5 protein-coding genes are annotated in these 16,343 nt (G+C 61.6%); all 5 read right to left on the bottom strand.

Features of this window, described 5'->3' with window-relative positions; all coding sequences use genetic code 11:
- On the bottom strand, positions 1 to 1,209 hold a 1,209-nt coding region (locus HTS88_RS03885; RefSeq protein WP_174175699.1), incomplete at its 3' end, for an McrC family protein.
- Positions 1,209 to 4,217, bottom strand: coding sequence for an McrB family protein (locus HTS88_RS03890; protein WP_246255963.1), 3,009 nt, complete (start codon positions 4,215 to 4,217; stop codon positions 1,209 to 1,211). The genes HTS88_RS03890 and HTS88_RS03885, both read right to left, overlap by 1 nt.
- The gene (locus HTS88_RS03895) at positions 4,214 to 8,275 is read right to left on the bottom strand and encodes an Eco57I restriction-modification methylase domain-containing protein (protein ID WP_174175701.1); all 4,062 of its coding nucleotides are present in this window, start codon (positions 8,273 to 8,275) and stop codon (positions 4,214 to 4,216) included. Before HTS88_RS03895 ends, HTS88_RS03890 begins: the two co-directional genes overlap by 4 nt.
- Positions 8,272 to 11,133, bottom strand: a complete 2,862-nt coding sequence (locus HTS88_RS03900) for a helicase-related protein (protein WP_174175703.1) — start codon at positions 11,131 to 11,133, stop codon at positions 8,272 to 8,274. Before HTS88_RS03900 ends, HTS88_RS03895 begins: the two co-directional genes overlap by 4 nt.
- Positions 11,130 to 16,316 carry a DEAD/DEAH box helicase gene (locus tag HTS88_RS03905; RefSeq protein ID WP_174175705.1) on the bottom strand — a complete coding sequence of 1,729 codons (5,187 nt, stop codon included), beginning with the start codon at positions 16,314 to 16,316 and terminating at the stop codon, positions 11,130 to 11,132. Before HTS88_RS03905 ends, HTS88_RS03900 begins: the two co-directional genes overlap by 4 nt.
- Between the last annotated feature and the right edge of the window lie 27 nt (positions 16,317 to 16,343).

Consider the following 16,343-nt stretch of genomic DNA (forward strand, 5'->3'; position numbering starts at 1 on the left):
CCTAGCGGCCCAAGCTAAGAACGAAGAGTCTGCCAGCCGCTGGAGGTTAGCCAGCAACTCTTCGGGACGTTGGGATATGTCTATGGGGAATTCAACGATGGAAACTTCTGCATGTCGAATCTGCCGGGTCCTAGGTCTTCCGGAGCCTGCATACACCAACCACGCCTGGGGAACGTTAAGCGCCGTGCAGTAGGCCAGCATCTGGTAATGATCGGCGTTCGGGTAAGCGCCAGATGCCGACGCGGCCTTGTACTTGGCGTCGAAAACTATGGCCGGTACGCGATCTACCGAATGGACGATGTCCACGTACATCCGCACGCGGTCGCCCCTGCGGTAACCCACTTCGGATTCATCCATGTACGTCTCGTACTGCCCGCGCGTCTCTCCCGGATACAGATCCAAAGCTTCGCGGACCGCAGTCGTCACGAAATCTTCGAACACAGTCGCCATATTCACCACAAACGACGCAACCACGTGCTGCCCCAGGCCCGCCTCGGCAGACATGTTCCGCAGGATGATCTCAGCCAGGCGCAGAGCCGGGACATACCGTTCGTTAAGCCTGGATTCCGTCCAGGCGGGCAAAGGGGCCCCGAACCGCACAGCGGACACTCCGTCCAGCTTCGAATCAATGTGCGCCAGCCGCTCCCGCACCCCTTCAGAAAGCCGCGGCACCTGCATCATCAGCCGGACGGCAGCCCTCAAAATCCGGTTCTCGGGAATGTCCACCGTGAAGTCGTCGTATGCCACTTCCAGTGGCAGAAGCATGCCCGGCCGCCGGGTCATCTGGTCTCCTACCCGGATCCGTCCCCGCACCGTCCGCAGCGCTTCCTCTACATGCACGTACCCGTTCAAAGCCCCACGATCCAGTGCCCGCTCGCAATGCCGGGTCAGGGATTCCCCCAAGGCAGCAAACAGGTCATCATCCTCTTCGCCGGCAACATCATCCGGTCGGAAACCAGGATTGATGGCGTAGCCCAGCAGGAACAAGAGCCGACTCAGCCCCACCTTCTCCTTCGGCTTCACCCGCACCAGCAAGTCACCGATCTGGACCGCACCGACTCTCCCCGCGGGCAGCACCGTCCAGAGCCCTCCGTGCGCAGGAAGCACCGACACCAGACCGGTGTCCCGCAGTGTCGCAGCGACCTCCCGTTCCAACACGACAGGCTCCGCGACCGTCTGCAGCTCGTCCAGGACAATCTCGGACGGCATCACGCCTCGGTTTCGTCCGATTCCGACCGCGGGCCAACTGTAGCGTCCCCGGCGACGGCACCGGGGTTACCGGGCTCCAAAGAAAGATCGACGGGCCCCACGTCCACACCCGCCTTCCGCCGCATGGCAGCCAGCCCGAACTTCTCCCGCACCTTGTCCCGGTTCAGCCGCCCGAAGTACTGCTCCTCCAGCAGCGGAAGGAGCTCGTACTTCCAGATCTCCTCCAGTCCTTGGTCAGACTCGGCATGCGGTTTCATGAAGTACGACGGCCCGATCATCAGGTCACGGTTCGTCGCCTCGATTTCACTGTTCAGAGCATTAAGCAGCTCGGCCCGCAAAGAAGGCTTGCCGTTTGCCTCGAGGAACCGTTCCAGCATTCCGGAAATCATCCCGTCCTGCGGATGCAGCTCCACAAACGCGAACCGCCGCCGGATGGCCGCATCCACCATCGCAATGGAACGGTCCGACGTGTTCATAGTGCCGATGATGAACAGGTTCGGCGGCAGCACGAACGTCTGCTGAGGGTTGTACTGCAGGTTGATGCCCTGGTCGCGGTACTCCAGCAGGAAGTACAGCTCGCCAAAGATCTTGGCCAAATTCCCACGGTTCATTTCATCGATAATGAGGAAGTACGGCTTGTCCCGGTTCCCATCTAATGAAGCCTCCGCCGCGATCCGCCGCAACGGCCCCGGTTCCAAGCTAAACCCGACGTTGTCGCCGTTCGTCTTGGCGGGCCGGTAGCCCTCGAAGAAGTCCTCGTACGCATACGAGGGGTGGAACTGGACCGTTTTAACGTGGTCCCCGTGTTCCTCACCCGCGAGGAATCGGGCGATCTTTCCGGCTAGGTACGTCTTGCCTGTTCCCGGCGGTCCGTAGAAGACAATCTGCTGCCGGGTCTGAAGCAGCCGAATGACCTCCTGGACATCGTCCCGCTCCACATGGAGTTTGGCGGCCAGTTCCGGGGTTGCGTCCCGGAGTTGAGGCACGACGGCGATCTGCGGCTGTGCGATCGGTTCCTCTTCCGGCGCGACCTCCCCGGGCTCCTCTTCCGCGTACCAAGCGCTTATGACGGAGAGCCCGTCTGTCAGGTCTACCACCGACCCCTGCTCTTCGAGCAGGCGCGGCATCGGGGCAGGAAGCTCTCCGTTTTCCAGGGGCTTTTTCCGCCATGCAACACTCCTACGCAGGCGGGAAGTCTCATCATCCACGTACTCGGCCTCGCCTGTGACGACCCCGAGGTAAAGACTGCTTTCAAAGGCGGTGAGGACGAAGTCGTCCACCTTCATCTGGCTCAGGAAGCGGTAATACTCCTGAGCCCGCGCCTTCCGCTCGGAATAGTCGATGTGCTGATAGCCAGCGTTGACGGCGGCCTGCACTTGGTCATAGCTGCTTCCAGGCTTCGGGGAACCTAGGTGCTGCGCCCGGGTGGAGACGAATTCACCCAACAGCCAGGAATCCAGCATCGCAATCCCTCCCTGGTTCTGCCGAACGAGCCATGCACGCTGGCCAGCGTCCTCACCGGAGGGCTGCCACTCGCTCAGGTACGGTTCGCGGTACCACTCAATGAAGTCGCTGGATTCACCCTGCTGAGCCTGCCTGATGTGGTGCAGGTCCTTGGCGATGTCAGTCTCGGAATCACCTGTAGGGCCTCCGATGATGTCGGCAAAAGCATTGCGGATCTTTATCCTGTGATCCTTTTTGACCACCGGTTGAAGATAGCCCGGCCACGCCAGGTAGTCGATGCTGTAGCGGATCGTGGGCCAGTCTTTGGGCACGCCACGCGTCAGCTCGATGAACTTCCACGGGTCCTCAAGAGCTGCGTTGATGAGGCTCATCGGCTGCTCCGTAACGTGCTCCACGAACCGCGTTAGCCAGCCGAGGTGGTCAGCAACCTGAATGTTGAAGCCCACTCCCCCGTTGAACGCCCCGGGTGCCTCGAGGCCCTTGCGGAGTTCCGCGGAAAGTTCGACGGCGGCCCCGGGCACCCAAGACAGCACCTTTTCGATGCGGGCGATCTTCGTTGCGGCCATCACGTTGCTCAGGGGCAGAACCTGCAGGTAGAGGAGTTCCGCGGCCAAAAGTACTGTCTCCCGGGAGGCAGTGGCCAGCTGGCGTTCCAGTTTTGACATCAATGAACCCGTTCCAACATCTGGATTGGCGATGCGGCTGGCCAGGTCGGCTGCTGCTTCGGACGTCCAGGTGGAAGTGCTGCCGTCCATTGGCGACGGTTCTCCGCGTAGGCCGGCGCCGAGGAGCAGCCGCGCTGTCGACTCGACCTCAGGTGCCTTGCTGGCACCACTGCTTCCGGGACCGGATACGTCTTCTGCCGTCACTTTATCCCCTCTCCAGGCTCGAAATGCTGCCCTTTCGGTGGAGCTCCATTCATCGGCCGGATCCACGTTGAGCACAGTCCACATAAGTCCTTGAGCGTCCAAGCGGTCGCGCAGTTTGATGCCATACTCCGGTGCCAGCCGGATGAGTTCATCGAGCGACTCCAAAAGCAGTTCATACCTGCGCGCCGGATCGCCGTTTGCACCGCGGTCTTCCCAGCCGACAAGCTTGAGGAATTTTTTGACCGCACGGGCACGATAAGGAGGGTATGTGTACGGATCTCTGGCGAGCAGTAGAACCGAGGCGAAGCCCACGACGCTGCCGACCGAAAACTGCTCCGGATTGTGCGGACGGAGCCGCGCAGTGAAGTCGTCGATGCGCCGGATGTCTGGTTCCCCATCCCAGAGAAGGTCGATGACTTTGCGGAGATCTCCGGGCTTCGACCGTCCCAAATCGACCAGCCGCATCATGAAGTACTGGTTCATCAGATTCGACGACGAAATGTCCCGTCGCAGCACCTCAAACCACTCGGAGTCCCGGTTCAAGTAAATTTCTCTGGTCTTTCTCAGGCGTTCCGCCAGGGCGACCTTGTAGTCGTACTCCTCAGCATCCAGATCGACCGTCTTGGAGAAGCGGGCGGCGAACTCCATGAACTGATTCCACTGCGAACCGGTCATGCTGCGAACTCCTCAGCGGAGTGGCGGCGACCTTGGCCTGGTGGCGGATTTAGCGGCGTCCTATATGGCAACCCGGTGTCCACGGCTTGCTGCATCGCGTCAAAAACATCCAGCACTAGTCTTTTTGTCCGGTACTCGCCGAAGTGAAGTTCATCTTTTCGGCGCACTATTGGGAACGAATCGAGTATGTGGTCGAGGTCTGCTCGATCCTGAACCGACAGATGGAAGACGGCCGCATCCAGCTCCGCTCGGAGAAGCGAATCCCGCTCGACGTCACGCACGAAGGGGGGTCCCTCAAAGCCAATTTCGGTAGCGAAGGGAGCGAGGTCGGCAGATCTATACGCAAGTTCCACTACCCGGCTAAGGCACCAGTCAAGAATTGTGCTGGACTCATCCCATTCCGCCACAACGCTGAAGTTGGCAGGGGTGAGTCCCGGTAGCTGGGCTGATGTTCCTTGCGGGACCGACGGCTGGGTCAGCGCGTTCCGAAGACAAAAATCGAACATGAACGAGTTGTAGACGCAGATTAGAGCTGCCAGTTCGCGTGCTGTTGGACCCGCCGAGATTATCCAGCCGTATGAAATCGCACCCCACGGAAGCAGCGCTGCGATGGAGGTCCGCTCGTCCGTGCTTCTGGAGACTCTTCTGTGCCCCAAGAGCGCACTTGTCGTCCCGAATTGTCGCCGGGAAAGCCTTGACTTTGTTTCTGCTTCGGACACCCAGTATCGAGGCAACGGCAAGTCCGTGCCTTCCGGCGAAAGAATTGAGATGTCTGTGTCACCGACACCAGTAAAGGATGCAAACCGACAGTTGAACTGGTGCCCCATTTTTCCTTCGTAGAGCGGTAGCATCCTGTCTCGCCTACCATCAAAAGTCCGTTCGAAAATATTGCGCGTGAGCGTCCACCCTTCATTCTCGAGCTGTTCTCGTGTGCGGAACAGATGGGAGTCGTTCGACATGTCAAACATCCGCATGAAAGAGACGCCCCAGGGGTTCCCGTTGATGGGGTCGTTCTCGTTGATGAGGACGGGAACATGGCGGTAGATGCCGAGCGTGATCTCGGCGTCCCGGCGAGTCCGGAAGATTGGAAGCGTGCCGGTGTTGGGGTTCAGGAGTTTAATCTCGTCGGGTGTCAGGGCGAACGCAGACACCGAGATGTCAGCGGGGTCGTGAAGGAAGAAGGCGAATGAGGCCATCTCTTCCTTTGCAAGGCGCCCGGCCATCGTCAGCAGGCAAAACTTGAAACTTCGGTGCACGCCTTCAAAGATCGGCCTGGCATTTTCGAAATCGTACAGCGCCGCAATCGAGCTGGACTCCACCAGATCCTTGAAGAAAAACTGTGTAGTCGCATCAGTGGCAATACCTGTCGGGGCGATTACGCCGGAGCGCCCGTGAGGACCGGTGAGGCTGCGGAACAGCTCGGCGAAGACGGCGTAAGTGTTGACGTCGCCGCGGCCGTTCAGGGGATACCTTCCCGACGTTCGCAAACTGACGCTCTGACCTTCGGCGTTGCGCTTGGCTCGAAGGAATTCGCTGTGCAGGATCGGATCCTCGTCTACAAGCATTTTGATCAGTCTGGTTCGCGCTGCCGCATTCGCAGCTTTCGCGATGGCCTCGTGCCGGGCTGCGAAGAACTCCTGCTCCTGAAGCTTGACTCGTTCCCACGGCGGGTTGCCGAGCACGCAGGAGAAGCCCCCGGGCCAGCCTTCGGCCCCAGTGTCCCCGGACGCCGGATCCCCGAATACCTCAGGAAATTCCAGATGCCAGTGGAAGAAACGGTACTCCGCAGCGAGCTGCCTGACTGTGGCGACCGTTTCGGAATATCCGGCTGACTCCCCGGCGTCGGCCAATTGCCGGACGATTGACGACGTCGGCGGCTCGGCGACGCCGGCGTTGAGCGGCCAGACAAATGCTGCGCTCCAGGCGTCTGCGTGGAGGCGCTGCTGTTCCATGTCAGGAGAATGATCAAAGGCTTCATATGCCTGTGCCCGCGATCGGGCTTCCGCGGCGGTGGACACTGGCTTCACCAACTCTTGGCGCTGGCCGATCAGTTCAGCGACGCCCGTCGTCGTGGTTCCAAAGCTGAAAGTCTCCTGTCCTAGGGAGCCGAACAGCTTGTCGGCCTTCTTGGAGTTCTCGGCCTTGTTCCGTTTCTTCACTTCGGCCGCGTATTTCTTGTCATCACCTTCTAGCACTCCAAAGGCTTCGTCTGGAACTCCTCCGGCCAGCAGCGCCGGAGTGGTCCCGAGCAGGCTGTTTCCGATCTTGATCCGGGCGTCCAGGAATCCCAGCGGCTTGCCCGGTTCCATGGCTTCCAGCCACAGGGAAACCTTGGCGAGTTCGGCGGCGAGGTCATTCATGTCCACGCCATAGATGCACCGTTCCACCACGTCATGCAAAGCATGTTGGACCTCGGCGGGCGTCGGTTCGTTCTCTCCCGCACGAACTTCGGCAAGACGTCGTGCGATGCGGCGAGCGGCTGCGACCAAAAAACCTCCAGAGCCCGAAGCGGGGTCGCAGACAGTCAGTGCTAGGAGACGAGTTTCCCGGTCTGCCGCACCCTTACCCCCATTGACGGCCTCATCCAGCAGCGGCTCCAGTGCCGTGTCCAGCAGTGCGGACACAAGGCTGGGCGGCGTGTAGTAGGAGCCGGTAACCTTGCGCTCGTTGCCGGCCAGCCGGACGAGTTCGAAGCTGCGTGTTTCTGTGTCGATCCGGGGAATGAGTTCGAGCAGGGACTCGTAGACCGAACCCAGCTCCTCCGCGCCGAGGTGCCGGTAGTCCACCGGCTGAAGCCGGTCCCCTTTGCCCAGCACCCAGCTCAGGCGCCGGATGGCTTTGAGGAAGTCCTGATTGGCGAGTTCAGCGCCCATGAGTAGATCTTCATGGGGCTGGTGTTCAAGTGTCTTAGCGCGCGAATCCGGGTCGAACAGGCCGCCCAGTGCGGGTAGGCCTACGGCTTCCAGTCCGTCGCCACCGAGGGCGGAGAGGACGAGTTTCTGGGTCCGCCAGAGGTCTGGGTGCGGACCTCCGTCCCGGCTGCGGGAAAGTCTGCGCAGTTTCTGTGTCGAGAAATACTTGGCGTAGCGATCCCTGGAAACCATCGGAGCATCGGGAACCAGCAGCGCATTGCGGTCCTCCACGACGAAGCAGAAGAGGAGGCGGTACGCCGTACGCAGGAGGGCCTTGTGAAAGTCGCGGGGGCTGAGCTCACCGGCGTGCAGGGCATCAACCAGCCATCCGTTCTCGGGGTGCCGGAGGAAGCCTGTCCCCAGATAGTCCAAGGCTTTTTCGACGCCGACGCCCAACTTGTCGAGTGCACGGGCACCCGCGTCGACAGACTCGGCCCGCCAGGACTCGAGCCAGCAGTCGGCCGGCGAGCCCTCAGCCCCGCCCCGTTTGTCGATGCGGGACTGGTGGCAGACCTGCCAGAGAATCTGGAACTCAGGGTAGAGATCCGAGTCGAAGATGGTTTCAAGATCGAATTCAATGTATGCGGAGCCGGCGAGGGCAGTGGAGTCCCGCAGCAGGCGGAGTTTGAGGCCGTTGCTGAGGATGGCCCACAGATAGTCGCTCTCACGGTTGAGAAATTCCTGAACCATGGCTTGGGGGGCACGCTTCGCCGCGCCTTCCACCCCCGGTGAGCGCTTGTCCAGTTCGACGCCGGGCCCTAACAGGTGGATGGGTACGGACTCCCAGCGGTGCGAAATCGGATACGTGGTGTCCGCAGCTTGGAGCCCACCGCCCGTGGCAGGCACCTGGCCGTAACCGAACTCGCGTAAAAGGATCAGGAGCCACTTCTGACGCGCGTCGCCGGTACCAGCGCCCTGGCCGTCCGGACGTTTCTTCGCATCGAGCTCACGCCATGACTGCCAGGCAGTCCGGAGATAGCCCCAGGAGCGGGACGACGCGTCCCGAACAGTCTCGGTGCCCATGAGGTGGTAGCTGGCAGGATCGAGGCTCTTGGGGTCGTTGACTTCTCCGGATTGGATCCGGCCCAGCAGCGAAGGCGGAACCACGCCGCCGACAACGGAAATCGCTTGAAACGCCGTACTCATTTGTTGCCTCCAGCCGGGCTGTAAACATACACACCCAGAATGTCCACGGGAAGATTTGCTTCGACACTCAGGCCTCTGATGCCGAGTTGTCCGGCGCGGTCGCCTCGGGCGACGATGCGGACTTCGCGGTGGGCGTCCCGGATTTCTTCGGCTACCGCCTGCGCCTTCGCGTTCAGTGTGTCAGCGAGCAGCGGAAGGGTGCCGAGGATGTTGGACATCATGTTGCTGACGTCGCCGGCGTTTGCTGAGGCCTTGGACAGCAGGAGATTGTCCACCTCGGTGTCATCGAGCCACGAGGGGTTGTTGGGTGGACCGGTGAAGGCCAGGACGCGGGCTTCTTCAGCCATGTCAGTGCGGTCGCCCAACCGGGCCGGCAGGATCAGCTTCGTGCGGAACCGGACCAGCAAAGCCACGGTGAGTTTGTCGACGTCGTGGGTTTTGATGAAACCGCACCGGCGGGCGGGCCGTTCCTTGCCACCGAGTTGCTCGTCGAGTGCGGAGTTCAACACATACTGCGCGACATTGGCTACAGCCGGATCGGTTCGCACCAGGACTGAGGAGTTCCGGTGCGCCGGGAAGTCCCTGACGAATTTGGCCTCAGACCTGGCGCCCAGTGCGTTACGGATACCCGGAACCGCGGCAACCAGCTCAGCCCTGAGACCGTCCGCCGTGTCCTCGACGTGCGCGCCTGTTTCTTCCAGGGCAGCCCGGATAAACGCGGCGACGTCGCCGGGGTCTCCCAGGCTGCGGCGGGCAGCGTCGACGACGGCCTGTACCTGTTCAGGGTGGATTGCATTCTGGGCGAAGCGGGAGCGGCTGACGTTCTCTTCCTGTGCGCTGCTGCGCCAGTCCGCCTCCAGCTGCTCCGCCTCAGGGGTCATGCTGAAGAGCTCCAGCTGGTCGCCGTTCTGACCGCGCATCAGGATGCCCTCCAGAAGGGCAGACAGTACTTGGTCGCTCTTTGGCGGAACTGGAACACTGATCCCTAGGTCGCGGCGGATACTTTCGTGCTTGCGCAAGAGAACGTCCAGCACGATCCCGTCGATGCCGTTGTCATCACCGTAGATGGTCAGTGCGCGGACCTTGTCGGCAAGCTGCCCGAATCGGTCCACACGGCCTTCACGCTGCTCGTGGCGGGTGGGGTTCCACGCCAAGTCGTAGTGAATCACGGCTTGGAAACCGTCCTGCAGGTTCACGCCTTCGGACAGGCAGTCCGTGGCCACGAGAATCTTGGGCAGCTCTCCGGCGCGCTCGGCCTGGTTTGCGATCCGCGCCGCTCGTTCCTCGGCGGGGAGCTCGCCGGTGACCACTTCGACGTCGTACTTCTTCTTGAGTGACTCCCGCAGGAACTCGGCAACGTAGTGGGCGGTGGGTATGAAGCGGCAGAAGACGATGGGCTGAAAGCCCTCATTGATAAGCTTTCGGATCCTGCCGAGGAGCAACTGGAGCTTGGCGTCGCTCGCGGGATTCGTGCTGAGTTCCTGAGCTGTCCGAAGGAACCCGTTGAGCTGACGCTTCTCGCCGGACCTTTCCTCCAGCCCTTCGGGCCGGGACCCGGGTACGACGTCGATCGCCTCGCCGCCGTCGTCTTCTACCTGGTCCATGACGACGGTCATGCCACGCTTTTCGGCGGCTGTATCGGACTCGGACTCGTCTGCAACCGCACGCGTGTTCAGGGTGGCCGCGGCTGCGGCAGGCGAGGAGGCCATGGAACGGAGTAGCGACAATGCTGACCACCAACGGATACGCTGTTCGAGTTTCGTTCCGGTTTTGTCCTGAACACGGCCCCGCACGTAGTCCAGGACGGCATCGAAGAAGGCCCGGTGCTCGGGAGACAGCTTGTACGGAATTTCCACTGTTTCCCGGTCCTTGGGAAACTTGGTGTCCGACTGCAGGTAGGTGCGGATGTCCACCCGCCGGCGCTGAACCATATGGTCCGCGAGCTTCCTCCGACCCGCTTCGCCGGAGAGGTCGGTTGTCTTCAAGCTGCTGTCCAACAGTCCAATGAGGTTTCTGAAGGCGGCGTCGTTCCCGCTGTGGGGAGTGGCTGTAACCAGGACCAGGTGCCTGTCCGGGTTGTCGGCCAAGCCACGGACCAGCTCGTAGCGTTGGGTCCGACCCGAGCCGCCCTTACCGGAGTCATCTGCTGTCACGCCATGGGCCTCATCAACAATGATCAGATCCGGCGCGGTGCGGAGGAAGTCGTGACGCTTGGACTCTGACTTGATGAAGTCTGTGGAGACGATGGTGTGTTTGAAGTGCTCGAAGATGGACTGGTCGTAGCCTGCTGCGCGCTGCAGTTTCTTGGCCGTGCCGGGGAGAACAAGCTCGGCTTCGATCCCGAACTTTTGCGACAGCTCCTGCCGCCACTGTTCAGCCAAGCTGGGCGGGCACAGAACCGTCAGTCCGCTTGCTTCGCCTTGGGCCAAGAGTTCCGCGGCCACTAAGCCGGCTTCCACGGTCTTTCCGATTCCGACGTCGTCGGCGATTAACAGCCGCACCACGTCCTGGCGGAGCGCCAACAGCAGGGGCACCAGCTGATAGGGGCGCGGTGACACGTTCAGTCCCGCCAGGGAGCGGAAGGGGCCGCCGCTGGAGCGGAATCCGATGCGCAAGGCATCACGGAGAAGCCGGGCGCTTCGATCGTCACCCAGGTCCGTTGCCGATGGCAGGCCGAACGACGCTGGCTTCACGTCTTCGAGGGACGGGATCACTCCGGCGATGTCATCATCCGTGCCACCGATCGGGCGCAGAACCAGAAAGTCTGAATCACTTTCAGGAAGCACCACCCACTCACGGCCGCGCGCGGACACCAATGAACCTACCGCAAAGCTCGATTCGGCCGTTGAAATACTCACTTAACCACTCCAAATACAGTTGCGTGATCCTTGACGAACACGTCTATCGCAGCATCGGCACGAACAGTCAGAACATTCCAGTTTCCGTACGTCAGCATCATTTCATTCACAGGAGGCCGTGACTCGTCCTCCACGATGACAACAGTGGGTTGAGACAAACTGGTGCTGTAGGCAAAATCGACCACCTGTCCCTCGATCTCCTGGCCAATCCCGTCGGGGAGATTAAGCCCTTGAGCGGCCAGATAGTCCAAGATACTTTGCGCACGCTGGCTGACCGCGGCCCCTTGGGGAGCGGCGGAGGCGGGCGTTTGGGACCTGGTGACCGCCGCCGTCGTCTGGGATCTTGCCAGTCTTTGCAGAAGATCGATGACCAGCCGGCGGTCGATGGATTCATGGGAGCGCTGGTTGCCGTAGGACAGCAGACAGCGGTAGCAGCCCCGAACGCAGGCGTTCTCCCTCTCTTCTCCCGATATGGGATCGACATGGAGTATCTCCAGCGCCTTGGCCGCGACCTTTGCCATGGCCTCCGGCTCGCTCTGCAGCCGTCTGAGGACGCCTGCGCCTCCTTCGGCTGCCTCCACGAAAAGCAGCCTGCCGCGATCGTCCGCGTCGTTCAGCCGTTCGCTGGCCAGCTCGGAATCTTCCAGCTGGAATACTGCTTCAATGCCGCGTTCGATCGCGTACTGCATGGACGTGGCCGCTTCATCTGTGAGCTCTTCAGCCCACCGGAGTACCGCGATGTTGCGGCGGTCTTCGACGAAGGGTGTCACCATTTGCTTCTTCTTGGACTGCTCGACGGTCATGTCTTCTGAGTCAGGGAACTCCGAAGTGTCTTCGGTGGCCCGTTTCTCGGACAACCATTCGCCCGTGATCAGGTCCAGCCAGAAGCCGTGCTTATCGGGGTTCGCGCGGTTGCGGCGCCCGAGGTTCGTCACCCGAACCGTTGCGCCGTCTCCGTACCGCACATCGCCGAGCAGCTCGTCGCCGTCGTGCATCTCTGCGTCTGAGCGTCCGGGCTTCTTGCCGTGGTTGGCAAAGCGGTAGGTGGTTACCAGCTCGAATCCCTGCCGGTTGCGTTCTTCCTCGTCGGCGCTGATCCGCTCCCGCCTCCGGGTGATAACCGACTGGAGCTGCATGAGGTTGGACCAGCTGCCCCCGAGCGGAGTGTTGCACAGTTCGCAGACATCAACTCCTGCCTGGCGGGCGTGCAGGTAGCCGCAGGCCTCGCAGACCCGGGCCTCGGTGAGGACGACGTCCCCGCCGCCTGCTCCCTCTGAGTCACGTGGGAGGCTCACACGCTTGACCTGGTAGCGGGCGCCTTCGTGATAGATCAAAGCGTCCGGACCGAATTCGCTAATTGCGAGGAACCGCGAGCGCTGGAGCCAGGTGCTGTTGTTGTCGCGGCCCTTGCGGATGCCTGGGATGAAGGCTGCCAGGGGAAGGCGGGGGAAGGAGTAGCCGGGCAGGAAGCCCTCGGAGGCTAGGTAGCGAAGGGTGTAGAAGTCAGACTGTCCGCGGGAATCGCTGTCATTCAGCAGGATTTCCAGTCGTTGGCTGGCTTCCCGGTGGCGGTTGACGGCATCTTCGCGTTGCTTCGAGGTGAGGGAGTGGTCCTGGCTCGCCTTGTGGGCCAGGTCCTGTTCTCCGAGCGCGCTGCGATAGAGCTGGCGCCATCGGTCGCAGGCTTCGTCGAGGGAATCGAGCGCGTTGTCGACTACGGTGTCCGCCCAGGCTTCGGTCCACCAGGTGGTGTCCTTGAGTTCGTCTCGGATGGCGCTGAGCAAGGAGGCAGCGGATGCCTTGGCACGCTGGGCGGCGCTTTTATCCTGCAAGAAGGACAGGATCTGAGGCTGGATCGGGTATGTCTTGTCCTCGAGCTTGAGCAGTCCGCTGAGGGATTTGCCAAGACCGTTGCTGGTTGCTGCCAAGGCCTCTGCCAGCCAGACGGCATGGACGTGGGATCGGATGAGATCCTCGTTGGCGAAGTCGAGCCGCGGCGGCTGGACCTGCCCGGACACCATTAGGTTGGAGCGTTCAAAGTAGTAGCTGTCGTGGGCGCTGCCCGTGGCGCAATACGTGAGCACCAAGGCCGGCTGCCCCGATCGGCCGGCACGGCCGCTCCGCTGGGCGTAGTTGGCCGGAGTCGGTGGCACGTTCCGCATCGCCACGGCGTTGAGGTCAGCGATGTCGACGCCAAGTTCCATCGTTGGCGAGCAGAACAGCAAGGGTAGCCCGGCCTTTCGGAACGCTTGCTCGCGGGCTTCCCGGTCCTCGGGCCTCACCTGGGCGGTGTGTTCGGCGGCTCGCAGTCCGGCGAGCTCCACGCCTGTTTCGAGGTAGAGGTCCTTGAAGAACTTAATCACGCGTGGTTTCTGGTCGGGATGGTAGCTGCGCCTCAGCAGATCCGGGGCGCCGAACTCGCCGGCGCCCTTTCGCAGGACCATGGCGGAGAGTTTGATGCGGTAGCCGGAGAGCTTTCCTTCATGCACTTCAGTAATCAGTCCGGCCGTCAGCAGCGTCTCAAAGAGTGACGCGATGACTTCGTTGACCTCGGCCATGGAGAGCTTCTGAGTCAGGGCGTTCGCTGGCGCGGCAGTACGGGCCAGCCAGCGACCGAAGGTTCCGTGGGCGGTTACAGGAAGGAGGTTGCGGAAGCTGGCGCCCTTCTTGGTCTCCGTGGATACCAGCCCGACGTTGGGGTCCGGCTCGCGTTCGGGAAGAGCCCAGATGCCGGTGAGGTATTCGCGGCTGCGACCTTTGACCATGTTGAGGGAGTCAACCGTTAGCTCGTCGGCGTCGATGGCCAGGACCCGTCTGAACTCGTCGAGCAGGACGCAGATGATTTCTTCCCGCTTGCCCGGTTCCGCGTTACGCAGGATGTAGTGGGCGGTCTCCCAACGATTCTCTTTTTCGGCAAGGAGTTTCGCGTGCGGGTAGTCGACCAGCAGGAGGCCGGTCTGTTCGAGGTTAGGAAGGGTGATGCGCCAGCCCCGCTGTAAGTCCCGGAGTGCACGGTAGGTGACCACGTCATTCAGTGCGCGGATGGTCGGTTTGGGGTCGAGCGGGTCTTCAATTTGTGCGTAGTCTGACCAATTCAGACTCAGCGTGTTGACGATGGCGGAGCCGAGGTCGCCGGCTTCAATGCCGTCGTCCCCGGCAGCAGCGACGGCCCGGTAAAGCGCAGACCGCAGCTGGGCCACCTGAACAAAATCGTTGAGGTGGCCAGCCTGCAACGACGCGTCCTGCCTGTTGTCGACGAAGGTGAGGAGCTTCTTGGCCTCTTTGCTGAGATCCTGGCCGGCATCGGATTTGAGCAGCTGCACGAGTTTGGTGGCGATGACCGTCATGGCGCTGCTGCGACCCTCTTGGTCCAAGGTCACCACCTTGGAAAATTCGCCGCTGCGAGCGGATTCGTACGTCACCTGGCAATTGAGGCAGAATCCGAGGCTGCCGGGAATCCAGGCCGCAAGCTGTCCACTGGAGGCCGTCTGATCGTTATCGCGTGCGGCGTCACCTCCCGGCTCGATCCGGTAGCGGAGAGGAAGCCGCTTCCGTTTCGACTCCACAACTGGATGGCCAGAAGGAGCGTTTGTCAGCCAAGAGGCTGGCAGCCGGCCGGCCTCAACCGCATTCTCCGGCCATTCCTGATCGGTGGATATGAAAAGGTAACCGTCCTTGCCATCGTCCACGCCGCCGTCGTCCTGGAATTTCAGGTCGTGGCGGGCGATGAACCGCGATCCCCCACTTGCTTCGACGAGCCGGGCCATCAAGTATTCCTGCCCGCATTCGCGGCAGAAAGCCAACGGATAGAGGCGCTTCTCGTCAGCACCGGCGCTGACCTGGAAGTCAGTCTCGATCAGGCGGGTCTCTTCGGATTCAGCAGTGGTGTAAACCGACCCACCCTTGGAAATGAACTGATGCAGCCGAAAGGCAAACAGCGGCCGGCCCGTAGCGGACTTAGCCTTCGAACCGGCAAGGAGCGTGGCGCGGATGGCCGTTGCACAACGGCGAGGTTCTTCGCCTGTAAGCTCAGCCAAAGTTTCAGCCGCACCCGTAACAGTTTTTGGCGCGCTGCGGATCAGCCGGCCTGAGGCTTGCTCGGTAGTTAGGCCGAAGGTGTCCTCGATCCAAGAGGCAAGCGGGTCCGACTGCACGGAAGCGTAGCCGCCGCTGAGGGTCGCACTGCTGAACTCTGCGTCTCCGCGCTCCTGCACCCCAGCTCGGAGATCTTCGGGTGACTGATCCCTTGACGTTGTGGCGCGGACCAGGGTCTCTGTGATCACCTGCTCCGAACTGATCGAGGCGCCGAATATGCGAGAGGCGACCTCGGCGACGTCCTTCTGCTGCTCCGCCACCGTTCCGCCGCTGGACATCGTTGCTGAAGTGCCAACACATTGGAGGGTGGACTGGGCGTGGCAGGCATCGCGGAGGCGTCGAACCAAAAGGGCGACATCGGCGCCCTGCCGGCCCCGGTAGGTGTGCAGCTCGTCGAGGACGAGAAACTGCAACCCGGACGCTGCCCGGATGAGCGACTGGCGTTCCTCCGGGCGGGTGAGGACGTACTCAAGCATGACGTAATTCGTGAGGAGGATGTCCGGGGGGTTCTTGAGAATGGCTTCACGCGCCTCGCCCTTCTCTTGACCGGTGTACCTCGCGAATGTCACCGGCGACTGGCCGTCGAAGCCGTTCTCCAAAAACTTGGACAGCTCCTCCATCTGGCTGTTGGCGAGGGCATTCATCGGGTAAACGATGATGGCTTTAATCCCCTTGCCGCTTCCTTCACGAAGGACGCGGTCCACGATCGGGACGATGTAGGCAAGAGACTTGCCGGACCCGGTGCCTGTGGTCAGGACGTAGGACTGTCGTTTCGCTGCGATTTCGACTGCGTCCGCTTGGTGCTTGTGGAGGGTGATAGACGTCGCACCGCGGTCCGACAGATCCTTCTTCGGGCGGAATATCTCGCCGCATTTGCTGTGCAGGATTCCTCGAGCCACCAGCTCGTCGACGCTTCCGCCAGACTTGAAAGAGGGGTTTAGGGATAGCCATGGGTCCGGCCACTGGCGGCCTTGATCGCCAAGCTTCTCAACCTGGCTCCGGATGCGCTCATCCTTGATGTCTACAAAACCTTCTGTGAACGACCTGTAGCCGTCAATCAGCCGATCACGAATACCGAACGCATCCACGCGTATTCCCCCTATGCAAAACTAATG

Source organism: Pseudarthrobacter oxydans (assembly GCF_013314975.1).
Taxonomy (GTDB): domain Bacteria; phylum Actinomycetota; class Actinomycetes; order Actinomycetales; family Micrococcaceae; genus Arthrobacter; species Arthrobacter oxydans.

Coding starts and splice junctions, on each gene's coding strand:
- HTS88_RS03890 (WP_246255963.1), bottom strand. CDS start 4,217: ATGACCGGTTCGCAGTGGAATCAGTTCATGGAGTTCGCCGCCCGCTTC.
- HTS88_RS03895 (WP_174175701.1), bottom strand. CDS start 8,275: ATGAGTACGGCGTTTCAAGCGATTTCCGTTGTCGGCGGCGTGGTTCCG.